At 34.6% G+C, this 22,406-nt stretch carries 19 protein-coding genes and 1 tRNA gene; 6 read left to right on the top strand and 14 right to left on the bottom strand.

Annotated features, from left to right (window positions below; translation table 11 throughout):
• Positions 1-11: 11 nt before the first annotated feature.
• Together AEQU1_RS02355 and AEQU1_RS02350 are read right to left on the bottom strand one after the other, a co-directional pair.
• Positions 12-1,586: a LysM peptidoglycan-binding domain-containing protein gene (locus tag AEQU1_RS02355; RefSeq protein WP_111878474.1), complete on the bottom strand. Its 1,575-nt coding sequence runs from the start codon at positions 1,584-1,586 to the stop codon at positions 12-14.
• Between the two features lie 188 nt (positions 1,587-1,774).
• Positions 1,775-2,962 (bottom strand): phosphoglycerate kinase, encoded by a 1,188-nt coding sequence (locus tag AEQU1_RS02350; RefSeq protein ID WP_111878472.1) that lies wholly within the window; start codon positions 2,960-2,962, stop codon positions 1,775-1,777.
• A gap of 150 nt (positions 2,963-3,112) precedes the next feature.
• Between AEQU1_RS02350 and AEQU1_RS02345 the strand changes: the two genes are divergently transcribed.
• Positions 3,113-4,267 (top strand): DNA polymerase III subunit delta', encoded by a 1,155-nt coding sequence (locus tag AEQU1_RS02345; protein ID WP_111878471.1) that lies wholly within the window; start codon positions 3,113-3,115, stop codon positions 4,265-4,267.
• A 142-nt stretch (positions 4,268-4,409) separates the two neighbouring features.
• Here the strand turns inward: AEQU1_RS02345 and AEQU1_RS02340 are convergent, their stop codons facing one another.
• The 4 genes from AEQU1_RS02340 to AEQU1_RS02325 form a co-directional block, all read right to left on the bottom strand.
• Positions 4,410-5,255 carry a bifunctional 2-polyprenyl-6-hydroxyphenol methylase/3-demethylubiquinol 3-O-methyltransferase UbiG gene (locus tag AEQU1_RS02340; RefSeq protein ID WP_111878469.1) on the bottom strand — a complete coding sequence of 282 codons (846 nt, stop codon included), beginning with the start codon at positions 5,253-5,255 and terminating at the stop codon, positions 4,410-4,412.
• A 70-nt stretch (positions 5,256-5,325) separates the two neighbouring features.
• Entirely contained in the window at positions 5,326-7,197 is a 1,872-nt protein-coding gene (gene mnmG / locus AEQU1_RS02335; protein WP_111878468.1) for a tRNA uridine-5-carboxymethylaminomethyl(34) synthesis enzyme MnmG, read from the bottom strand.
• Positions 7,198-7,305: 108 nt separating this feature from the next.
• Entirely contained in the window at positions 7,306-7,722 is a 417-nt protein-coding gene (ybeY, locus tag AEQU1_RS02330; RefSeq protein WP_111878466.1) for an rRNA maturation RNase YbeY, read from the bottom strand.
• Positions 7,715-11,110: a DUF4175 family protein gene (locus AEQU1_RS02325; protein WP_111878464.1), complete on the bottom strand. Its 3,396-nt coding sequence runs from the start codon at positions 11,108-11,110 to the stop codon at positions 7,715-7,717. The genes ybeY and AEQU1_RS02325 overlap by 8 nt, the downstream gene beginning before the upstream one ends.
• Before the next feature lie 159 nt (positions 11,111-11,269).
• On the opposite strand from AEQU1_RS02325, the gene gltX reads away from it, so the two are divergent.
• Positions 11,270-12,781, top strand: a complete 1,512-nt coding sequence (gene gltX, locus AEQU1_RS02320; protein WP_111878462.1) for a glutamate--tRNA ligase — start codon at positions 11,270-11,272, stop codon at positions 12,779-12,781.
• Here gltX and AEQU1_RS02315 read toward each other — a convergent pair.
• The gene (locus AEQU1_RS02315; protein ID WP_146743705.1) at positions 12,778-13,431 is read right to left on the bottom strand and encodes a hypothetical protein; all 654 of its coding nucleotides are present in this window, start codon (positions 13,429-13,431) and stop codon (positions 12,778-12,780) included. The two genes, gltX and AEQU1_RS02315, sit on opposite strands and share 4 nt — an antisense overlap.
• A gap of 82 nt (positions 13,432-13,513) precedes the next feature.
• Here AEQU1_RS02315 and AEQU1_RS02310 point away from each other — a divergent pair, with 82 nt between their 5' ends.
• On the top strand, positions 13,514-14,506 hold the full coding sequence (locus AEQU1_RS02310) for an SPFH domain-containing protein (RefSeq protein ID WP_111878459.1): 993 nt from the start codon (positions 13,514-13,516) through the stop codon (positions 14,504-14,506).
• Positions 14,507-14,594: 88 nt separating this feature from the next.
• Here AEQU1_RS02310 and AEQU1_RS02305 read toward each other — a convergent pair whose 3' ends face one another.
• The 4 genes from AEQU1_RS02305 to AEQU1_RS02290 all read right to left on the bottom strand — a co-directional run bounded on the left by AEQU1_RS02305 (position 14,595) and on the right by AEQU1_RS02290 (position 17,525).
• A complete protein-coding gene (locus AEQU1_RS02305; RefSeq protein ID WP_111878457.1) occupies positions 14,595-14,846 on the bottom strand; it encodes a hypothetical protein in 252 nt (83 codons plus the stop codon).
• 5 nt (positions 14,847-14,851) lie between these two features.
• On the bottom strand, positions 14,852-15,298 hold the full coding sequence (locus AEQU1_RS02300) for a hypothetical protein (protein WP_111878456.1): 447 nt from the start codon (positions 15,296-15,298) through the stop codon (positions 14,852-14,854).
• A 2-nt stretch (positions 15,299-15,300) separates the two neighbouring features.
• On the bottom strand, positions 15,301-15,678 hold the full coding sequence (locus AEQU1_RS02295) for a YtxH domain-containing protein (protein ID WP_111878454.1): 378 nt from the start codon (positions 15,676-15,678) through the stop codon (positions 15,301-15,303).
• A 164-nt stretch (positions 15,679-15,842) separates the two neighbouring features.
• The gene (locus AEQU1_RS02290) at positions 15,843-17,525 is read right to left on the bottom strand and encodes a glutamine--tRNA ligase/YqeY domain fusion protein (protein WP_111878453.1); all 1,683 of its coding nucleotides are present in this window, start codon (positions 17,523-17,525) and stop codon (positions 15,843-15,845) included.
• Positions 17,526-17,632: 107 nt separating this feature from the next.
• Here AEQU1_RS02290 and folB point away from each other — a divergent pair, with 107 nt between their 5' ends.
• From folB to AEQU1_RS02275, 3 genes are all read left to right on the top strand, one after another.
• Positions 17,633-17,989: a dihydroneopterin aldolase gene (gene folB / locus AEQU1_RS02285; RefSeq protein WP_111878451.1), complete on the top strand. Its 357-nt coding sequence runs from the start codon at positions 17,633-17,635 to the stop codon at positions 17,987-17,989.
• A gap of 57 nt (positions 17,990-18,046) precedes the next feature.
• A tRNA-Cys gene (locus AEQU1_RS02280) sits at positions 18,047-18,120 on the top strand.
• A gap of 138 nt (positions 18,121-18,258) precedes the next feature.
• Positions 18,259-18,699: a hypothetical protein gene (locus AEQU1_RS02275; RefSeq protein ID WP_111878449.1), complete on the top strand. Its 441-nt coding sequence runs from the start codon at positions 18,259-18,261 to the stop codon at positions 18,697-18,699.
• Positions 18,700-18,711: 12 nt separating this feature from the next.
• Here AEQU1_RS02275 and AEQU1_RS02270 read toward each other — a convergent pair whose 3' ends face one another.
• The 3 genes from AEQU1_RS02270 to rnr are packed head-to-tail and all read right to left on the bottom strand — an operon-like array spanning position 18,712 to position 22,383.
• Positions 18,712-19,440 (bottom strand): LysE family translocator, encoded by a 729-nt coding sequence (locus AEQU1_RS02270; protein WP_111878447.1) that lies wholly within the window; start codon positions 19,438-19,440, stop codon positions 18,712-18,714.
• Between the two features lie 47 nt (positions 19,441-19,487).
• Positions 19,488-20,165 (bottom strand): head GIN domain-containing protein, encoded by a 678-nt coding sequence (locus AEQU1_RS02265; protein ID WP_111878446.1) that lies wholly within the window; start codon positions 20,163-20,165, stop codon positions 19,488-19,490.
• Positions 20,166-20,175: 10 nt separating this feature from the next.
• Positions 20,176-22,383 carry a ribonuclease R gene (rnr, locus tag AEQU1_RS02260; protein WP_111878445.1) on the bottom strand — a complete coding sequence of 736 codons (2,208 nt, stop codon included), beginning with the start codon at positions 22,381-22,383 and terminating at the stop codon, positions 20,176-20,178.
• Between the last annotated feature and the right edge of the window lie 23 nt (positions 22,384-22,406).

Below are 22,406 nucleotides of genomic sequence, written 5' to 3'. Positions count from 1 at the left end.
GTGTTTGGGAACTATCCTTTATAAATTTTCAGTTTAGTTCCAGGTTTCAAGTTGTCACCACTAATATCGTTCCATTTTTGGATATTTTGCACTGAAACACCAGGAAATTTTTGAGAAATGCTCCATAATGAATCTCCGTTGCGCACAGTATATGTTTTTTCTGAAGAACTTGAAGAACTTGTTTGCGCTACAGGCTTATTACTGGCTATGTCTTGGGAACTCTTTTTTGGATAGATAATCAAGTTCTGACCTACTTTAACCGTATTGCTACGCATTCCATTCCAACTTCTTATTTGACTAACCCCAACACCATATCTCTCTGCAATTTTACCCAAAAAATCACCTCTTTTTACACGATAACGCACTTTGTCAGGTTGTTCAAATAATTCTGGTAATGGCTTCTCTGCTACTTCCTGTTCTTCTTGAGCGAAGGCATAAATAGCATTTTCGTTATTAACAAAGGTTCCCACTGAAGTTAATGGAAGTCTCAACATATAATTTTCATTCTTAACTACAGGTATTATTCCAAGTTTATAGGAAGGATTCAGGAATTCAAGTTCCTCTTTGTCAAGATTGGTAAGTTTCGCAACTTGGTCTAGTGTAATCTGTTGTTTCACTTTAATGGTATCAGTAGCTACGTAAGGAATTCTCGGGCCTTGTTTTTTAAAACCGTGCTCTTCTGCATATTCAAAAATATACATAGTAGCCAAAAACGCAGGAACATATCCAGCAGTTTCACGTGGAAGATAATCGCGAAGATTCCAATAATTAGTTTTTCCACCAGAACGACGAATAGCTTTCGATACATTTCCCGGTCCTGAATTATATGCAGCAAGTGCTAAATCCCAATCATTAAAACTGTTGTTAAGACTTTTTAAATATTTGCAGGCCGCTTCTGTAGCCATAATTGGGTCTGAACGTTCATCTACGTATGAACTTACGTCCAAGCCAAACATTTTACCTGTGGTAAACATAAATTGCCAAAGACCGGTAGCGCCAACCCTTGATTGTGCGCGTGGGTTTAAAGCTGATTCTATTACTGCCAAATATTTTAATTCTAGTGGGAGATTATTTTTATCAAGCTCTTGCTCAAACATTGGGAAGTAATATTCGCTCAAGCCCATCAATCTCTCCAATGTTCCTCTTCGGTTCTTTAAATATTGCTTGATCACACTTTCTAAGGAAGCGTTATATTCAACTTTAAAAGGAGTGCGTGCATCAAGCTCTTTTAGTCGCTGTTTCAAAACTTCAGTTGGAAGTTCATCATAATCAACTGCTGTATAATCTTGATTGGTTACACTGCTATATATATCTTCAAATAGATCAGATTTGTACAATTCCTTTAACCATAGGCTATCCTTTTTTCTGGCAAGAGCCATATCTTTTAGATCATATATAATAGTATCTTTAAGGGAAGTGGCTATAACTGTGGATGGAAGTTCTTTAGCTATTTTGGAAACTTTAATGGAATCAACAACTTGAACTTTTTTAGTGTTCAATTTTTTGTCATTTCTTTTTCCCTGTTGGGCAAAACCTATGCTAAAGACCAGCAAAAGCATTAGGAGGAGGATTTTGTTTAGTTTCATCAGCTTATTAATTGCATTTGGGGATTATGGCAAATTCGCCTGATTAATATATTTTTTTTTTAAAGGAGGCACAGTTAAATTCCTAAATCTGTAACGCTCTTTTATAAAATAAATTTTATCAAAAGTAACAATTCCGCGAAATTACGCAAATATTTGACTCCAAATCATTAGTTTACTGATATTTAACATTATTGCAGTAAGGCTTTAATTCCCGGTAATGTCTTTCCCTCCAGCATTTCCAGCATTGCACCACCGCCAGTGGATACATAACTTACTTTATCAGTAAGATTAAATTTGTGTACCGCTGCGACAGAATCGCCACCCCCCACTAATGAAAAGGCTCCATTTTGTGTAGCTTTAGCAATATTTTGGCCTAAAATTTTAGTTCCCTCGGCAAACTTATCCATTTCAAAAACTCCAACAGGACCATTCCACAAAATTGTTTTAGACTCAGCAAGTACATCACCGAAGATTTCATTGGTTCTGGGACCTACATCAAGTCCCATCCATCCATTGGGAATATTTTTTATTGAAGAGATTTTGGTATTGGCTGTTTCAGAAAAATTATCTGCAATTACTGCATCAACTGGCAAATGGACAATAACGTTTTTCTTTTTTGCTTCTTCCAAAATTTCTAATGCCAGTTCCTGCTTATCTTCTTCAACTAGGGAATTTCCAATCTTTCCGCCTTGGGCTTTTATAAATGTAAAAGCCATTCCTCCTCCAATTATTAAATGGTCAATCTTGTCTAGAATATTTTCAATAATAGTGATTTTCGAAGAAACCTTTGCACCGCCAATAATCGCTGTAACTGGCTTTTCACTATTTTCTAATACTTTTTTTACATTTTCAATTTCTGAAGCTAGCAATAAACCAAAACATTTATTTTCTGGGAAAAAATCGGCAATTATTGCCGTGGAAGCATGTGCACGATGTGCTGTTCCGAAAGCATCATTCACATACACATCCCCAAATTTTGATAATTTTTCGGCAAAATCACGATCACCTTTTGTTTCTTCTTCATAAAAACGAAGATTTTCCAACAAAAGAATTTCTCCAAATTTTAAATCCGAAACAGCCTCAGTTACCTTTGGTCCTATGCAGTCATCTACAAATTTAACCTGCACACCCAGGATATTAGACACAGACTTCACAAGATGTTGCAAAGAAAATTCAGATTCTTTGTTTTTGGGTCGCCCAAGATGGGACATTAAAACACAGCTGCCACCGTCTTCCAAAATTTTTAGTATGGTTGGCTTGGCAGCACGTATTCGTGTATCGTCCGTAACATTAAAATCAGCATCTAACGGAACATTAAAGTCTACCCGTATTAATGCCTTTTTTCCTTTAAAATCTATATCGTTTACCGTTATCATATCAAAAATATTATCCTGCAAATATAGTTTTTTTGGACTTTAATAAAGGGATGATTATGTGGACAAAAAAGCAATGGTGAATTAAGTTTTATAGAAGTCATTTCAAAAATTTGTTTAAATAATAACCCGCAAAAATGTTTAAATTTGCGAATGGATTTTTCTGAAATAATAGGTCACCAACATATAAAATCACATCTTTTAAAAACCATTGAAAATGGCCGAATTCCACATGCTCAATTATTTTCGGGTGTTAATGGGAGTGGGTTATTGCCACTGGCGATTGCTTATGCTTCAGAGTTATTGTGCAACAATTACGAAAAAGAAAGTTCTGAATATCTTTCCTGCAAAAATAAAGTTTCAAAATTAATTCACCCTGATTTACATTTTGTTTACCCAGTAAATACTAGTGATGATGTTAAAAAGAATGCGGTTTCAGATAATTATGCGGAAGGTTGGAGAAATTTTGTTTTGAACAATCCCTACGCCTCCCTTTTTGAATGGCTACAAAGCATTGGAATAGAAAAAAAACAAGGGAATATTAGCAAATATGAAGCTGAAAATATATCAAAAAAACTTTCCCTTAAAGCATTTGAAGGTGGTTATAAAGTGATGATTATTTGGATGGCCGATAATATGAACGGCGAATGTGCCAATAAAATTCTTAAATTAATTGAGGAGCCCACAGATAAAACTGTACTTCTTTTATTGACCGAAAAAGAGCAACAAATAATTACAACTATCCGCTCACGTTGCCAAAAAATAGATATCCCATTACTTTCTGAAGCCGATATTTCTGAAAGTTTAATTAAAAAACAGCAAGTAAAGGAATCTGTAGCATTTCAAACTGCCCGTAGAGCAAGGGGTGATTATAATAAAGCGTTACAATTATTGGATGAAACCGGGGAAGATGAAGTTTTTGAAAAATGGTTTATAAGTTGGGTTCGTGCAGCTTTTAGAGCGAAGGGGAATAAAACTGCTATTAATAATTTATTGGATTGGAGCGATGAACTTGCAAAAGAGGGGCGTGAAACCCAAAAGAAATTTCTTTTTTATTGTATCGAAATTTTTAGACAAGCGCTTTTAAAAAATTACAATGCAGATACACTTTTATTTTTTGAAGCGAAGGATGAGTCTTTTTCTTTAACCAAATTTGCCCCTTTTGTACATCAAAATAATATTTTTGAAATAAATTCTGCTCTAGAAGATGCTTCTTATCATATTGAAAGAAACGGAAATGCTAAAATTATATTTACTGACCTTTCTATAAAATTAACACGGTTAATTCATAAATCGGAAAAAGCATAGTACTATTTTATAACTATTAATTTAAAATAGATAAAATCTATTTTAAAGCAACCTTTTTCCGTTCATTTCAAAGATTATTTTAATTCAAGCAGCGCAACACCCCGCTTTAGGTTAAAAATAGCACAGCGACGCTAAAATGGCTTTATTTTACTTTTCTGAAGCAATAAATATGTGAAGAGTATTCTTTTGAGGTTTTTGCTTTTAAATTTGATATAAGTCCGAACCAAATAGCTTTTAAAGAAAATTTATTTCCGGTTTTATACTTTTCAGAAAGTAGACTTACATAAAATGAATCAAAAATCATAGGTTCGATTTTTTCAATTTCAAAATTTTCAGAAAAAAGTTTTTGAATAGACTCTTTCGAAAAATGCCAAAGATGTCGAGGGACATCAAAAGCCGCCCAAAATTTTCCGTAATGCTTCGCATCAAAGCTTTTAAAATTTGGAACAGCAATAATCAATGTTCCGTTTGGTTTTACCAGTTTTGATAATTCTATAATTGTTTCCTCTAAATTTGGAATATGTTCTAAGACATGCCAAAGTGTAATAACATCAAATTGCTTTCCTTTAAAATCATTTAAAGATGGTTTTAATTCAATCCCTTTTTCTGAAGCTAATTTTACGGCATTTTTATTTGGTTCCATTCCTTGAACTTGCCAACCGCTTTCCTTTGCAATTTTTAAAAAATCTCCTGTTCCAGCACCAACATCCAGCAAAGAACCAATTCCATTATTTTGACTTAAGATTAATTTAGTTTTTTTTTGAAGGGACCATTTTTTTACTAATTGATACATGCTCGAAAACAAACCACGCTTTTCATCTGTATGTGAAATATAGTTTTGACTTTCGTAATACTTCGGAAGAGCCTCAATATTTGGTTGGGGAAAAGTTTTTAGGAGATCCAATTCTGAATCATAAATCAAATCAAAAGATTCTTCAGAGACTAAATAATCCTTTACTGATAAATACTTTTTTTCGTTGTTTTTCAAGAATGAAAATTTTGTTTTAAAAAAACTCTTTTGTTGATTGCATAATATTGTTCCACGTGAAACAATGTCGCTAACGCCCCATATATACTAATAGAACCGAAACATCATTTGGAGAAACACCACTTATTCTTGAAGCTTGCGAAACTGTTGCTGGTTTAATTTTTGTAAGTTTTTCCCTAGCTTCGTAAGAGAGGGATTTCAACTTTGAATAATCAAAAGATGCTGGAATTTTTAAGCCTTCTAATCTATTTAATTTATCGGCATTATTTTTTTCCTTTGCAATATATCCAGAATACTTAACTTGAATTTCAGTTTGCTGAATCATTTCAGTGTCTAAGTTATTTTCTTCAATATGATTTTTCACTGAAGCTAACCCTATCATATCTTCCATCGTTACCTCCGGACGGGAAAAAAATTTAAACATTTTATCGCTTTGTTCAACCAAAGCAGATTCTCTCGCTTTAAAAATAGGATTGATATCTTCAGGAACAACGCTGGTATCTTTAAAAAACTGAACAAAAGCTTCGGATTTTTCTTTCTTTTCTTCCATCTTTCGCATCCGTTCTTCACCCGCCAAACCAATCTCAAATGCTTTAGGTGTAAGCCTAAAATCAGCATTATCTTGTCGTAACAAAGTTCTATACTCTGCACGTGATGTAAACATTCTATATGGCTCCTCAGTACCCTTTGTAATAAGGTCATCAATCAAAACTCCAATATAAGCCTCATTTCTTTGAAGAATAAAAGATTCTTTTTCATGAACTTTTAAATGCGCATTTATGCCTGCCATTAGCCCTTGCGACGCAGCCTCTTCATAACCTGTAGTTCCGTTAATTTGGCCAGCAAAATACAAACCTGAAACCAATTTCGTTTCAAGCGTATGTTTCAATTGCGTTGGAGGAAAATAATCATATTCAATAGCATAACCAGGACGGAAAAATTTTACATTTTCAAAACCCGCTACTTGACGCAAAGCCTTAAACTGAATATCTTCTGGTAGCGAAGTGGAAAATCCATTAATATAATATTCTACTGTATCCCATCCTTCAGGTTCAACAAAAAGTTGGTGTCTATCTTTATCAGCAAACCGATTGATTTTATCTTCAATTGACGGACAATATCTAGGTCCAAGACTCTGTATGGAACCGTTAAACATTGGAGATCTATCAAAACCTTCTCGCAAAATATTATGTACCTCTAAGCTTGTATAGCTCATGTGGCAAGAACGTTGATTTTTAAGTGTAGTGGTTTTATCGGAATAACTAAATTTTTCAGGAATTTCATCTCCGGGTTGTTCAACCATTTTGGAGAAATCTAAAGAACGTCCATCAACTCTTGGTGGAGTTCCTGTTTTCATTCTCCCTGATTCAAATCCTAAATCAAGTAAATCTTGGGTAATTCCAGTTGAAGCTCTTTCGCCAGCTCGACCTCCACCAAATTGCTTTTCGCCAATATGTATTAAGCCATTTAGGAAAGTTCCATTAGTAAGAACAACACTCTTGCCTTTTATTTCTAATCCAAGAGATGTTTTAACACCTCGAATTTCACCATTTTCAACAATAATTCCTGAGATCATTTCTTGATAAAAATCAAGATTCGGTGTTTGTTCAAGCATTAATCTCCAAGTTTCAGCAAAACGCATTCGGTCACTCTGAACTCGAGGACTCCACATAGCAGGACCTTTTGATTTGTTAAGCATTTTAAACTGAATTGCCGTTTTATCTGAAACTATCCCACTATAGCCACCCATGGCATCAATTTCTCTCACAATTTGCCCTTTTGCAATACCTCCCATAGCAGGATTACAACTCATCTGCGCAATAGTTTGTAGATTCATTGTAACCAATAAAGTTTTTGAACCCATATTGGCAGCAGCAGCTGCAGCTTCAGATCCTGCGTGACCAGCACCAACAACAATAACATCGTACTCGTTTAGAAACATATATTCTTATAATTGTTCCACGTGGAACATTTTATTAATCGATTTTTTTAAAGGGGTGCAAAATTACAATATTATACTAACAATAAGGTAATTAGCTTTTGAAAAAAATTACATTTTAGACAACACCTTAAGAGCTTCTTCTTCTTTCACACGCATCATAAACTCATCTTTTTTAGTTTTGTCTTTATATTCGCAGAAGTGAAGTATGCCGTGAATCATAACGCGGTGTAATTCATCATCAAAATTTGTGTTGAAATCTTTAGCATTATCTTCAACGCGTTCAACAGAAATATAAATTTCTCCGTTTATTTGATTACCAACTTTATAATCAAAGCTGATTATATCAGTTAATGTATCGTGATTTAAAAATTCTAAATTTAATTTATGTAAAAATTCGTCATCACAAAAAACATATAAGATTTCACCCATTTCGTAACCTTCTGAAATAATACTTTCAGAAATCCATTGTTTTAAAATAGCTTCGTTTTTTAGCTTAAAATCAGTTTCAAAAGTAAAATCAATCATTCGTTTCCTTAAAATATTCCTGAACCTTATTTTTGTAATCTTGGCGCAAAGGTAATGCCTCTCTATTCAATATTTCAGTGGTATTAAAGTATTTTTTTATCTCTTCAGGAGTAAGTTTTACATTGTTTTGAAAATCTCTTTTGTTAGTTTGAGATTCTCTTCTACTTTCCTGCCCTTGTTCAAGATCAGCTTTGTCTAATTTTAAAAGTTCATATTTTAAATTAAGCATCTGCTGAAGTGTGTTTTGATTAAAGCCTTTATCTAATAATTGTTGTTCAATACCTTCCATTTTTTTTAATAGATTACCACCATTACCTTTTAGTCCTTCCTTACTTAATCTATCCTGAAGTTGATTGCGCAATTCTTGTTGTTGTTTGTATATTTCAAAAATCTCTCCATTAATATCCTCGCTTTCGCCACTTCCTTCTCTATCGCCAGCCTTATTATTTCCTTTTTGTCCATCTCTTCCGTTTTCTCCATTCTCACCATCGCCATCACCACTACCTTCGCCTTTTCCATCACCTTTTCCTTCACCCTCACCTTTTTTGCCTTTCTTTCCTTTCTTCATACCTTCTTTCATTTTTTCGCCAAGACTCTCCTGTTTTTGAATAATATCTGGAAGTTGAAATCCACTTCCACTACCTTGTCCAGGACTCGGTTTTCCTTTCCCCGAACCAGAGCCCATAGCCATAGACATCTGCATTTGCATGTTATTTAATATATCACTCAACAAAACTGCCAAATCATTAGCGCCAGTAATAGTATATTGCTGATTTCCAATACCTTGTCTTGATTCATTTTGTGCTAATCGCTCTAGAGATTTATCAATATTATATTGTATTTCTGTAAGCGAAGTGTTTATTTGCGAACCAATTAGCGGCTGGCGAAGCGATAAAGCAAAGATACTGTCATCTATATGTTCAAAATTAGTTTTAAGGTCATTTTGAATATTTAGCTTCTTACCAAAAATTGGATTGCCATATTCAATTTTTTTGAAAACTTCCATTAAATCTTCCTGTTGAAACGAAAAGACTACCAGATTGTCTACAATTTGACGGAGCATCTTTACGTCTTCTTCAATTGATTCTGATTCTCCAGATTGCATTTGCATCTGCATGCTTTTACTCATCTCCTTCATTTTCTGGCCAGCCTTCTTTTGATTTTTACCAGCCTCGCTAGGCTTTTGTTCTTCAAGTTTATCAGTAGCTTTTTGTTGTTCTTTATCAATCTGCTCTTCGGTTGGTTTATCTTCAGGAATATCCATAGGTTTCTTTAAACCTTCATTTTCCTTTTGCAGTTCGTCCATTTGCTTTTTGTATTCTTCAAAATTTTTGTTAAGCTCTTCTTGGGCTTCTTTGGTATTTTCATCCTCAGGTTTATCAGCAAGTTCTTCTTGCTCTTCCCCCAAATCGAATAGCTCCTCTGCAAGTTTTTCAGCTTTCTTTTCTACATAGTATCTTTTTGTAAGCTCGAGCAACTGTTCAAGATTCTTCTCTTGATTTTTATTCTGTTTTGAAAGCTTTTCAAGCTTTTCAGTAAGCTCCTCCTTTTCTATTTTATCCTGTAGTTTTTCAAGTTCATCAAGTAATTTTTCGTTTTCCTTCAAACGTTCCTCGTTTTCGTCCAATCTTTTTTCAAGTTCTTCTTTAAAAGGATCTTTCTCTTTGTTCTCTGGTTGAAAATTTTCCAATTCGTCTTTCATTTCTTTTGAAAAATTCTTCATCATTTCTTCCTGCTTTTGTTGTCGCTGGATAAAGTTTTCAAGTTTCTTTTTATCGTTGTAATTAAGTTCGTTTTTTTCTTTTTGCGTTTTTGATAACTCTTCTAGAGTTTGCTTTCTATCTTTTAATTCTTCCAAAGATTTGTCAAGCCCCTTTATAGCATTCTGCTGATTTTGAAGTTGCTCATCCTCCAATTCATTCTTCGTCAATTTTCTAAAGGAATAAATTCCAGATTTTGAGGATTTATAATTATGAATAGCGTCGTTATCAAAAACCTCAAAATAATATTCATATGAAATGCCTTCATCCAAAGAAATATTTCCAGGAAAACTATATGTAAATTGATCGAAATTGGTTTTGTTAAGCGGCAAAGCAAGTGTTTTAGCTTCTTTTTCTTCACCTTCGGGAAAATAGACCAACCGAAGTTTAGTTAGTCCGTAATCGTCCGAAATCTGGCCCAAAAAGAGATACCGCTGCGAATCTGTGCTGTCTTGCTTAGATTGCACTTCTATTTCAGGGAATTGATCCTTAACAACATTTAAACTGAAAGCAAGATTTTCATAATCCTTCAATTTTTCGTTGGAAGTAGTTATAGCATAATCCAACTTATTATAGACTCCCTTTTCAAAATTGAAATTTTCACCTTTTGAAGTAAATGAAAAGGAAGTATCCGCAGTTTTTAAAGTAACTGCTAAGGTGTTTTTTGTAGATACGTTCCATTTAACATGTGTTCCCTCCGGAATGGTAGCGTTTCCCGTACTTTTTAATGCTTCATCTTTTTTCCCGGTATAGGAAGGATAGTCCAAAATCATTTCAAAATTAAGTAACGAAGGTATTTTTATAACATCCAATGTATATTCACGGGAACTAACTTTATTTGCCTTTAAGCTGAAATCAATAGATTCCAAAGGTTGCTGAAATGTATATTCAAATAAGCCTGGGGCCGTCTGTTGCAGATAATACGTTTCACCGTTATAATTAATGCTCGCATTCTCTGGAATTGCGGTTCCCTCAGTTCTAATTTTTAAGTTGAAAGTTTTGTTTTCAACTGCATTTAAATCTCCATTCATTACAATAAAAGAGAACGGTGCTGGGGGTTCAAAAGCGGTATCATAATGAACAACGCGTTTGTAGCTACTGGAAAAAATATCCATTCCCCCTAAAACACTAAAAAGTAAAAACACTAAAACCGGAATGGCTGCGTATTTCAAATATTTTGCATTCTTTTTAAAGTTAACGGCACTTTTAAAGGGAACTGGTTGCAGTTCAGTGGCTTTTTGGTCGATGCTGGCCGCAAGCAATTCACTTTCGCGTTGGTTTTGGTTAAGTTGAATTACGTTTAGTAGTTTATCATTTACTTGCGGAAAATGTTTACCGATTATTCTTGAGGCTTCTTCGTAATTAATTCCTTTTTGAAGTTTGAAAAGTTTTGCCAAGGGAAAAGCGATAAACCGAACTAATAAAGCAAATTCAACAATTATGAATAACCAAAAGAGTATGCGTCTTCCTAATGGATTGAGCCATAAAAAGTATTCTATAAGCAACGTTATCAATAAATACAGCAAACCAATAGCAAAAAAAAGGATGGCCCCTTTTATAAGCTCATTGGTATAGTATTTTTTAATAAATTCTTCCAGCTTTAGCTGGATAGTATTGAATGTGCTCATAATTCTATTTCTCTTTGTTGCAAACTTCTAAAATACAATAATATTTTGTGTTGGGCACGCTGCAAATATTGCTCCAAAAAAAGAAAAACCACACCTTGTAATAACTTTAAAATACGTTGTAGAATTGTACCTTTACCGTTTCTAAAAAGAATACAGATTATGTCTCAAAAAGTTAGGGTGCGTTTTGCCCCAAGTCCAACTGGTCCTTTACACATTGGTGGTGTTCGCACTGCTTTGTTTAATTATTTATTCGCAAAAAAACACGGTGGTGATTTTCTGTTAAGAATAGAAGATACTGACCAAAATCGTTATGTGGAAGGTGCAGAGGCATATATCATTGAAGCTTTAAATTGGCTTAACATTCCCTACGATGAAGGTCCAGGAAAAGAGGCTGAATGCGGTCCCTATCGCCAAAGCGAGCGAAAAGATCTTTATAAGCAATACGCAGATGCGCTGATTGAATCTGAAAATGCATATTACGCCTTCGATACTGCTGAAGAACTTGATGCACACCGAAAAGACCATGAAGAAAAAGGAAAGACTTTTATTTATAACTGGCACAACCGTTTAAAACTGAAAAATTCCTTGACTATTTCTGCAAAGGAAACGCAGGAAAAAATAGCCAATGGTGAAGAATACGTAATCCGTTTTAAGACTCCAGTGGATGAAACACTTTATTTAAATGACATAATCCGTGGCGGAATGCAGGTGGAAACCAACATTCTTGATGATAAAGTTCTTTTTAAAAGTGATGGAATGCCAACCTATCATTTGGCAAATATTGTGGATGACCACTTAATGGAAATTACACACGTTATTCGTGGCGAGGAATGGTTGCCGTCGTTAGCCTTACACGTTTTATTGTATCGCGCTTTTGGTTGGGATGCCCCACAGTTCGCACATTTACCGCTAATTTTAAAACCAACTGGTAATGGAAAATTAAGTAAACGCGACGGCGACAAAATGGGTTTCCCGGTGTTTCCTTTACGATGGGAAACAGCTGATGGCGACTTATTTTCTGGCTATCGCGAAGATGGATATTTGCCAGAAGCCGTTATAAATATGCTGGCCTTTTTAGGCTGGAATCCAGGAACGGAACAGGAAATTTTTAGTTTGGAGGAATTGATTGAAACTTTTGAATTAGATCGCGTACATAAAGCCGGAGCAAAATTTGATCCCGAAAAAACGAAATGGTTTCAGCATCAATATCTGCAAGAGGTTGATGATGAAAAACTGTCTTCCCAGTTTTTGAAATTTTTAAAAGAAAAAGACATATCGAGTGCTCTCGATGTGAAAAAAATAGTTTCACTTTTAAAAGAACGCGCCACTTTTGTAAGCGATCTTTGGGAGCAGGGAAGTTTCTTCTTTGAAGCGCCTAAAACCTATGATGCAAAAGCTGCAGAAAAAGCGTTTAAACCTGAAACGACCGACTTGCTTCAAAAAGTAGTTTCAATATTAAACACTTCGGAAAACTTTTCCGCAGAAAACATTTCAGAAAAAGTAAAGGGTTGGATTACTTCAGAAAATATTGGTTTTGGAAAAGTGATGATGCCACTTCGTTTAGCACTTGTTGGTGAAATGAAAGGGCCGGATGTATTTGATATTCTTTCAATTTTAGGAAAGGAAGAAAGCATTTCCCGTATTGAAAAAGCAATTGATTATATAGGTTAAAAGTAAATTACACCAGCAATAACAATGGTGGAGCTATGACCTTCAAAATCTTTATTTTCTAAACCTCTGTCGTTCAGTTTTCCTAACATATTCGTCACGCCATATTGGTATTGGGCGCTAATTCTGAAATGCTCCAATCCCGCCGTTAACCCAGCTGCTAGCCGAACATTGAATCTTGATATTTCTTGTATATCTTTGGCTTTAAGCTCTTCGTATCCCGTTAAAATGTAGTTTTCATATTTATCATTGTCAAGTTTCATCTTGCCGTTAATGTCGAAAACTGGGCCGAATTCAATACTCAAATGTTTAACGATGATGTTATAACTTCCTAAAAAATTTATCTGGGCACCTTGAATTGTATATCCAATATCCTGTTTATCGATACCTAGGCTTCCTTCCACTCCTACTGTGGAACTTTGAAAACTCAACCCATAAACCAAATCAAAATCATTTCTAAATGCACCACGTGTTGTAAAACCAGCCGTAAAACCTTCTTTTTGTTTGGTTACTAAATCGTCGGTCTGAATGTCGAAGAATGTTATTCCGCCCTGAATTCCTAAAAAATTATAGCTATTATAGTTGCGTTGAGCGAAGGTTTGCTGAAAAAAGAAAAGGCAAAGAGAAACAAAAATTAATTGTTTAAAATTCATAGCTGAGGATATTTTGAGGGCGTGAAAATAGGTTTTATTTTTTGTATCTTCCACAATGTTTAATTATTAATATTTAAAAATTATGGGTGGATTTATTTTTATACCACTACTTATTGTTGGTTTTTTTATTCTCTTGGCAGGATTTTTTACTGTAAAACAGCAAACCGCTGCAATAGTAGAACGCTTCGGAAAGTTTCACAGTATAAGACATTCAGGATTACAGTTAAAGATTCCTTTAATTGATCGTATTGCTGGGCGTATTAATTTGAAAATTCAACAATTGGATGTAATTGTAGAAACAAAAACCAAAGATGACGTTTTTGTACGTCTTAAAATATCGGTACAATTTCAGGTATTGGAACAGAAAGTTTATGACGCCTTTTACAAGTTGGAAAATCCGCACGATCAGATTACATCTTATGTTTTTGATGTTGTACGTGCAGAAGTACCTAAAATGAAGCTCGATGATGTTTTTGAAAGAAAAGACGACGTTGCAATTGCCGTAAAAGCAGAATTGAATGAAGCGATGAGCACGTATGGTTATGATATTATTAAAACACTAGTTACAGATATTGATCCGGACATACAGGTAAAAGCGGCAATGAACCGAATAAACGCAGCTGAACGTGAAAAAGTTGCTGCAGAGTTTGAAGCAGAAGCTGAAAGAATAAAAATAGTAGCTAAAGCAAGAGCAGAAGCTGAGAGTAAACGTTTGCAAGGACAAGGTATAGCAGATCAGCGTCGTGAAATTGCCCGCGGTTTGGAAGAAAGTGTGGACGTATTGAATAATGTAGGTATCAATTCACAAGAGGCTTCGGCATTGATTGTAGTTACACAGCATTACGACACATTACAATCCATTGGAGAAGCAACAAATACTAACCTTATCCTTTTGCCTAATTCTCCTCAAGCGGGCAGCGAGATGTTGAACAATATGATAGCTTCATTTGTAGCCAGCAATCAAATTGGTGAGGAGATGAAGAAAAAAAACCTCGAAAAAGGAATTGTTAACAAAAAGAAACCAAAACGCCAATCTCCACCAAGACAAGAGGAGGGTGACGATTTAAATTATTAATTCATTCTAAACCATTAAATACAAAAAGGCCGCTGAAATTTCAGCGGTCTTTTTCTAAATAAATAAAAGTGAGGAAAGCATAAAAATGCTAATCTTCATCGTATTCTTTCTTTTTTACTGGTTTTATACCTATAAGCTTATCCACTATTTTCAATACAAAAGCTTTTTTAATAATTGAGCCAACTGTACTGGCAACTAAATTGATTGGGGAAAAAGTTTCACTTATGGTATCCTTGCTTGCATTAAGTCCTAATTTCACCTCTTCAAGATCAATCTGCGACTTAAGCCGAAGGTATTTCAAATCTCTGTCTATTTCTTCAAAAGTAGTATATCGCTTCATAGATGCTATTTTGAGTTTTCTGCTTTTCTAATGGCTTCCTCTTGCAATGTTTCTTCATATTCCTTAATTTCTTGCTCAGCAAGAACTTCTGGGTCTAAATCATCTTCATCATATAATAATCCTGAGAATTTATAGAGCATATTACGTTCTATAATTTTTCTGCCGAAAATAAACATGAAAATTAAAATGACTCCATAGAAGCCACCTATTAGAAGAAAACCTATATAAGATTCTTCAAAAAATGTACCCAACCAAAAGGCTGCACCAATAGAAAGAAAGAGTAATACAAAAAGGGAAAGACTGCCATAAACCAAAAGATTTACAAGTGATACAGAACCCTTCATTGCAGATTTAAACAAGCGGAGTTTGTAATACTCCGCCATGCTTAAACCATAATCTTCTATTCTATCTGTTACCTTGTGGAGGCTGTCTGTAAGGCCTTTAAATATCATACTTATACAGTTACCTTTTTGGCTGAAGATTTTGCTTTATCAACTGTAGAATCAATTTGAAGTTTTGCATTTTGTTTTCTCAAAGCTTCTAATTTATCTTCCATTGCCAACAAAATATCATCCGCTTTATAACTAGCTGAAGATAAAGTATCGTTCAACTTTTGCTCAAAATTATACTTAGCATATTGAGCTTTTTCGCTTAACGTATGACTAGTTTCTTGAATTTGCTGATTCAATTTTTTCTGAGCTTTCTTAGCTTCTTTGCTAAGTTTTTCTCTTGTTTTAGAACCTTTTTCCGGTGCATATAGTATACCCAATCCCGCTCCAATCGCGGCTCCAGTTAATAATGCAATAAGTGTTTGACCAGTATTTGATGCCATTGTTATATATATTTATTAGTTAATGATATCAAAGGTAGGTAACACTATCTTGGTTAGCTGTTAATAACCGGTTAATAGTTAATTTTAAATATATAAATTTATCTTAAAAAGTAAGATAATTAGCCAAATTCTCTTAAAAAACAAATTATATTTAAGTGAAAATGTTAATTATCAGCCAGTTTAGACCAAGAGTCACGTAATGGAACCGTTCGATTGAAAACAATTTTTTCTGAAGTAGAGTCTCTATCAATAACGAAATACCCCAAACGCTGAAACTGAAATTTATCTTCTGCTATTGAATTTTTTACACTTGGTTCCGCATAACCAGTAATTACCTCTAGAGAATCAGGATTTATAAATTCCATAAAATCTTTTGCTTTGTTAGTATCTGGTGAAGCTTCAGTAAAAAGACGATCGTAAAGACGTACTTCAACAGGAAGTGCGTGTGCTGCAGAGACCCAATGTAGCGTGCCTTTTACTTTTCTCAATGAAGCCTCAGAACCACTTCCACTTTTGCTTTCTGGATCGTAGGTGCAATGAATTTCTGTAATATTTCCCTCAGTGTCTTTTACAACACTTTCGCCTTTGATAATATATGCATTTTTTAAACGTACTTCTTTTCCAAGGGTCAATCGGAAAAACTTACGGTTTGCCTCTTCCAGAAAATCTTCTCTTTCAATTAATAACTCTCTCGAAAATGGCACTTCTCGACTTCCAGCGCTATCATCTTCCTGATTGTTTTCGGCCTCAAGCATTTCGGTTTTACCTTCGGGATAATTATCTATTATCAATTTAACAGGATCCAAAACCACCATTATTCGCGGTGCTTTTTTGTTGAGATCTTCGCGAACATTGAATTCCAAATGTGATACATCTATCAAATTCTCACGTTTTCCAACACCTATACTATCTGCAAAGTTTTTAATGGATTCTGGGGTGTACCCTCTGCGGCGCAAACCGGAAATTGTAGGCATCCGTGGATCATCCCATCCTTTCACAACGCCACTACTTACCAATTGCGCAAGTTTACGTTTGCTTACAACAGTATGGCTTAAATTTCTACGGGCAAATTCACGCTGTTTAGGGCGCAATTTTTCTGAATCATATACTTGGTCCAAAAACCAATCGTAAAGCTCTCTGTGTGGCAAGAATTCCAGCGTACAGAAAGAATGTGATACTTGTTCTATATAATCACTTTCACCGTGAGTCCAATCGTACATTGGAAAGATTTTCCAATCTGTTCCAGTACGGTGATGGTGTTTGTTAATGGTTCGGTACATTACTGGATCACGCATCAACATATTAGGCGACTCCATATTTATTTTTGCGCGAAGTACGTGTTCCCCTTCTTTGGTTTCGCCATTTTTCATCTTTTCAAGCAAGTCCAAATTTTCTTCAACGGAACGATCTCTAAAAGGACTTGGTTTTCCTGGTGTATTGGGAGTTCCTTTTTGTTCAGCAATCGCTTCCGAGGTTTGGGAATCTACATATGCTTTTCCTTGTTTTATAAGCTGAACAGCCCAATCATACAACTGTTGAAAATAATCAGAAGCATACCTTTCTTCAGCCCATTCATAACCCAACCACGAGATATCGCGTTTTATTGCATCCACAAATTCCTGCTCTTCTTTTGCTGGGTTTGTATCGTCAAAACGAAGGTTTACTGGTGCATTATACCTTTCACCCAAACCGAAATTTAAGCAAATTGAAGAGGCGTGACCAATATGAAGATAGCCATTGGGTTCTGGTGGAAAACGGAAACACAATTGTTCTTTTTTGTAACCTTTTGTGAGATCTTCTTCAATAATATGCTCAATAAAATTCAGCGGCGCGGCTTCGTTTGTCATATATTTTTAGTTTAAAGACGCTTGCGTCCTATAAATAATGCTTTTGTTTTAAGAGGTACAAAGGTAACCAAATAACATAAAAAAGTATCTTTGCGAAAACTAATTCCATGGGAACCATTCGTTTAAAAAATATAAAGATTTATGCCTTTCACGGCTGCCTAACTGAGGAAGGACAAATAGGCTCTGATTATTTAGTGAATCTTTCGGTAAAGGCAGATTTAAATAAAGCCTCTAAAAGTGACGAGCTTGCAGATACCGTTGATTATGTGATGCTTCAAAAAATTGTTAGAGAAGAAATGGCAATACGCGCGAAGTTATTAGAACACGTAGCAAAACGCATCATTGACAGTATTTTATTGAAGGTGGAAATGGTTAATGAAGTAAAAGTTACGGTTGCTAAAAGAAATCCACCCATTGGCGGGGATGTAGCAGAAGTTAGTGTAACAATAAAGGAGAAAAGGTAATTTGTTTTTTAAGTAGGAATTTTAAGTTTAATTTTTTTACATTTGCAAGCCTAATAAGGTATCGTGGCCGAGTGGCTAGGCTCAGCTCTGCAAAAGCTGCTACAGCGGTTCGAATCCGCTCGATACCTCCAAAACCTTCAACATAAAGTTGGAGGTTTTTTATTGCTTTAAAATAATACAGCGGGTCCCCCGAAGTGTCGGGGCGCTCGATACATCATCAAAAGATTTAGTTTAAACTGAGAGATTTTTATTTATAATAGTTTCAAAATATGAAGAATTTAAAAAACAGATTGTTAGCATTTGGAGTCTTATTATTGATTATCTCTTGCAAAACCTATACTATTCCAGTGGAGAGTTTTCGTGAGCAAATGATAAATGAAACTTCTGAAAATATGAAAAAGGTTAAGGTTAATAACCCTTTTTTCTATTCTGATATTAAATATACTTCTAACAATATTAAGCGAATAATAGTAACGGATAAAGACGGAAAAAGAACGTATTTAGACAATTCTCCTTCAATAGAAATGCGGGTGACGCAAGTAAATGGTAAAAAATATACTTTCTATTTTGATACCGTAATTTTAGAAAATGATACTTTAAAAGGAGGCCGTGCACGTTTGGTACAAGGATTTTTAAGGAAAATACCCTTGGATAGCATTGTAAAAATAGAATTGCAGGACGGGGGTAAAAATTATAATTACAAGGAATAATTAATTTCTTATTTATTCTGGAGGAGTTTTCAATGAAGCATCCACAGGAGGTATTGGGTTTTCTTTTAAATGTTGCTGACTTGGAATTCTGTCCAATCCAGCTTCTACTCCTTTAGGAAAAATACCTTGTATAAGTAGTAAAACTCCAAAGCCCAAGATTAAAATACTTACCCACTTTTTAGTTTTGAAAATAAAACGCGGGGTCATTTTATTTTTTAACCTTTTTGCCAAAAGCATTTTTAATAGGTCTGTGAGAAAAAAGGTCGCTAATACAGTGGCAATAAAAATAAGTACACCGTTTTCAGAAGTGGTGAGTGCATTTGCCATAATTAAAGTTCCTATCCAACCTGCCAAAACGCCAAAGTTTACAAAATTCAAAAGAAAACCCTTTAGAAATAAACCACCAAGATTCTTTTTCACTTTTACAGCGTAATGCTCCCGAACTATTTTAAAGATAGATTTGTTAGTTCGAATGTATGAAATAATACCGTAAGCAATAAGAATAGCACCGCCAAAGATAAGCAAACCAGGATCGTGTTTAACTTTTTCAAGAATTCTATTGGTGCTGAAAAAAGCAATCAATATAAAAATGACATCTGCAAATAGTGCTCCGAGATCAAAAAATATAGCAGCTTTAATTCCTTTGGTAATAGCAGTTTCAATCAAAGTGAAAAACACTGGACCGACAGCAAATGCCAATAAAAATCCGTAGAATGCCGCGTAGAGTAAACCGTCAAACATAGTAGGGTAAAAATACAAATTACTTTTACCCAATTACTGAAAAAATTTTAATTTTTACCTTCTATTATTTTAATCTTACCGCCAGCAAATTTCTTTTTCTTCACATCTTTCGGGTTACCATAGACAGTAATATAACCTCCAGCTGTAACTTTAGCCTCAACTTTATCTGTTGTGTAAATAGTTGCAGAACCACCAGCAGTTACAGTTACATAAGCTTCAGAGGATATTAAATCTTTTGCTTCATAAGTACCGCCGGAATTGATATTCACATCTTGTTTTGTTACTGTCCCTTTAGTTATAATGTCACCACCAGAAACTGATTTCACATCGAGATTTTCTGCAGCTATCATCACATTAATTTTTCCACCTTCTTGGACTTTAAGTTCAAATTTAGGTTGTTTTATTTCCGCGTCAGAATAGATTTCTGCACCTTCATTTGCATCAATAATGGATATACTTTTAAAAAAAACGGTTACAGTAGTGGCATTTCCATCAAAACGTTCTTCTAATTCCATGCGTATTTTTAAAACTCCATTATCATTGATTGTTTTTACAAATTCTGTATTCTCACCAGCTACAACAACACTATTCTCATCAGATGGAACAAGTTTTACTGTGATAAGATCATATACTTTCAATTCACTAAAGTCTCCAACTTCTGTACTTCCTTGAGAAAATGATAAAGCAGAAATAGAAAGAATTGCTATAAAAATCAGTTTTTTCATTTTTATAAATTTAATTTTTATACTCTTTTTCGTGTCCTAACATTGTAAAATCAAGGTGTTTTTTCACCAAATCTGCATTCTTTACTTTTACATACACTTCATCACCAAGTCTGTAAACATTTTTAGTTCGTTGTCCAATTACCGCAAACTCGTCTCTATCAAATTCATATCTGTCATCGCTCAAATCTTGTAAACGAACCATACCTTCGCATTTATTCGACATAATTTCTACATAGATTCCCCATTCGGTAACACCAGAAATTACTCCTAAAAAGTCTTGGTCTTGATGATCCTGCATATACTTAACTTGCATGTACTTGATGCTATCGCGCTCAGCATTAGTAGCAAGATTTTCCATATCGCTGCTATGACCACATTTTTCTTCGTATTCTTCTTCTTTCGCTGATTTTCCATTATCTAAATAATGTTGAAGAAGGCGGTGGACCATCACATCTGGGTAACGACGAATGGGCGAAGTAAAATGGGTGTAATAATCAAATGCCAATCCGTAATGACCTATGTTGTGAGTAGTATACATTGCTTTACTCATAGTTCGGATGGCAAGTGTATCTATCAAATTTTGTTCTTTCTTGCCATGAACATCTTTTAAAAGCTTGTTCATTGAAGTTGCAGTGGTATGGCGGTCTTTGGTATTCAGTTTATAGCCAAAGCGTTTAATTATATTTTCTAAGGCTGCTATTTTTTCATCATCCGGTTCATCGTGAACTCGATAAACAAAAGTCTTTTTTGGTTCTTGTTTTCCTATAAATTCAGCAACGCTTCTGTTTGCTAAAAGCATAAATTCCTCAATCAATTTGTTGGCATCTTTACTTTCTTTGAAATAGACACCTTCTGGATTGCTTTTTTCATCCAAAATGAATTTTACTTCCACTTTATCGAAAGAAATAGCACCAGCACGCATTCTTTTAGTGCGTAATATTTTTGCTAAACGATCCATTTCAAGAATAGCTGCTGCTATTTCAGGTTTAACAGTGTATTCTTTATCTGTAATTGAAATATTTGAAGGAATTGTGTGCGTTTCTTCGGAAGGATTTTCAATTATATGTTGCGCCTCTTCATAAGCAAAACGCGCATCGCTATAGGTTACAGTTCTTCCAAACCACTGTTTTACTACTTCTGCTTTTTGATTTATTTCAAACACTGCAGAAAAGGTATATTTTTCTTCATTTGGACGAAGAGAACACGCATTATTTGAAAGAATCTCAGGAAGCATCGGCACGACTCTATCTACCAAATATACCGAAGTTGCGCGCTCATAAGCTTCATCATCCAACTCATTTCCTGGAGTTAAGTAATGTGAAACATCTGCAATATGGATTCCTATTTCGTAGTTTCCGTTCTCTAATTTATCAAAAGAAAGTGCATCATCAAAATCCTTTGCATCTTTTGGATCTATCGTAAACGTTAAAACATCACGCATATCGCGACGTTTTTTTATTTCGGAAGCTTGTATTGAAGTATCAATATTATTGGCATAATCTTCAACTTCTTTCGGAAATTCATACGGAAGACCGTATTGCGCAAGAATGGAATGGATTTCAGTGTTATGTTCGCCAGGCATACCTAGCACTTTTATAACACTTCCAAAAGGAGAATCGGCTTTTTCAGGCCAATCTTCCATCGCTACCAATACTTTTTCTCCATTTTTAGCACCGTTTATTTTATTCTTCGGAACAAAAATATCGGTGTACATTTTATAATCGGTAACATCAACAAATGCAAAGTTTTCTTGCACTTGAATGGTACCTACAAATTCGGTGCGCTTTCGCTCAATAATTTTTGTGATTTCACCTTCTGTCTTACCACCTTTTTTACGTTTAAAAACGTAAACTTCAACAATATCGCCGTTTAAGGCTTTATTTAAATTTTTATTGCTTACATAAATATCATCTTCTAAATCCTCGACGATAATATAACCTTGGCCACGGCCTGCAATGTCAACCCTTCCTGTGTAGTAATTTTGAGAAGGTGTAAGTATATATTTACCGCGTTCAATTTCTTGAATGGTTCCTTTACCCTGCAGATCCTTTAGTTTTTTAACTATTTGGTTTCTGCTACTGGGATCGTCCAGTTGAAGTTTTGCGGCAATTTGTTTGTAGTTGAAAGCTTGTGAATGATCTTTCCGAAGAATGTTTAATATAGTTTGAGAAAGATTTTCAATTTTATTGGTTTTCTTTTTTCTTTTTTGTTTTGGCATAGTTTATTTTGTAATTAACGTAA

The sequence above is a fragment of the Aequorivita sp. CIP111184 genome, assembly GCF_900489465.1.
Lineage (GTDB): Bacteria > Bacteroidota > Bacteroidia > Flavobacteriales > Flavobacteriaceae > Aequorivita.
This window is presented reverse-complemented; position numbering and strand designations above follow the sequence as displayed.

Bases quoted from the DNA above. Each gene is read 5' to 3' on its own strand.
- gltX (WP_111878462.1), top strand. From the start codon at position 11,270: ATGTCTCAAAAAGTTAGGGTGCGTTTTGCCCCAAGTCCAACTGGTCCT.
- AEQU1_RS02305 (WP_111878457.1), bottom strand. From the start codon at position 14,846: ATGAAGCGATATACTACTTTTGAAGAAATAGACAGAGATTTGAAATAC.
- AEQU1_RS02355 (WP_111878474.1), bottom strand. From the start codon at position 1,586: ATGAAACTAAACAAAATCCTCCTCCTAATGCTTTTGCTGGTCTTTAGC.
- folB (WP_111878451.1), top strand. From the start codon at position 17,633: ATGGGAACCATTCGTTTAAAAAATATAAAGATTTATGCCTTTCACGGC.
- AEQU1_RS02290 (WP_111878453.1), bottom strand. From the start codon at position 17,525: ATGACAAACGAAGCCGCGCCGCTGAATTTTATTGAGCATATTATTGAA.
- AEQU1_RS02345 (WP_111878471.1), top strand. From the start codon at position 3,113: ATGGATTTTTCTGAAATAATAGGTCACCAACATATAAAATCACATCTT.
- AEQU1_RS02265 (WP_111878446.1), bottom strand. From the start codon at position 20,165: ATGAAAAAACTGATTTTTATAGCAATTCTTTCTATTTCTGCTTTATCA.
- AEQU1_RS02350 (WP_111878472.1), bottom strand. From the start codon at position 2,962: ATGATAACGGTAAACGATATAGATTTTAAAGGAAAAAAGGCATTAATA.
- AEQU1_RS02315 (WP_146743705.1), bottom strand. From the start codon at position 13,431: ATGAATTTTAAACAATTAATTTTTGTTTCTCTTTGCCTTTTCTTTTTT.
- AEQU1_RS02275 (WP_111878449.1), top strand. From the start codon at position 18,259: ATGAAGAATTTAAAAAACAGATTGTTAGCATTTGGAGTCTTATTATTG.
- mnmG (WP_111878468.1), bottom strand. From the start codon at position 7,197: ATGTTTCTAAACGAGTACGATGTTATTGTTGTTGGTGCTGGTCACGCA.
- rnr (WP_111878445.1), bottom strand. From the start codon at position 22,383: ATGCCAAAACAAAAAAGAAAAAAGAAAACCAATAAAATTGAAAATCTT.
- ybeY (WP_111878466.1), bottom strand. From the start codon at position 7,722: ATGATTGATTTTACTTTTGAAACTGATTTTAAGCTAAAAAACGAAGCT.
- AEQU1_RS02300 (WP_111878456.1), bottom strand. From the start codon at position 15,298: ATGATATTTAAAGGCCTTACAGACAGCCTCCACAAGGTAACAGATAGA.
- AEQU1_RS02295 (WP_111878454.1), bottom strand. From the start codon at position 15,678: ATGGCATCAAATACTGGTCAAACACTTATTGCATTATTAACTGGAGCC.
- AEQU1_RS02270 (WP_111878447.1), bottom strand. From the start codon at position 19,440: ATGTTTGACGGTTTACTCTACGCGGCATTCTACGGATTTTTATTGGCA.
- AEQU1_RS02310 (WP_111878459.1), top strand. From the start codon at position 13,514: ATGGGTGGATTTATTTTTATACCACTACTTATTGTTGGTTTTTTTATT.
- AEQU1_RS02325 (WP_111878464.1), bottom strand. From the start codon at position 11,110: ATGAGCACATTCAATACTATCCAGCTAAAGCTGGAAGAATTTATTAAA.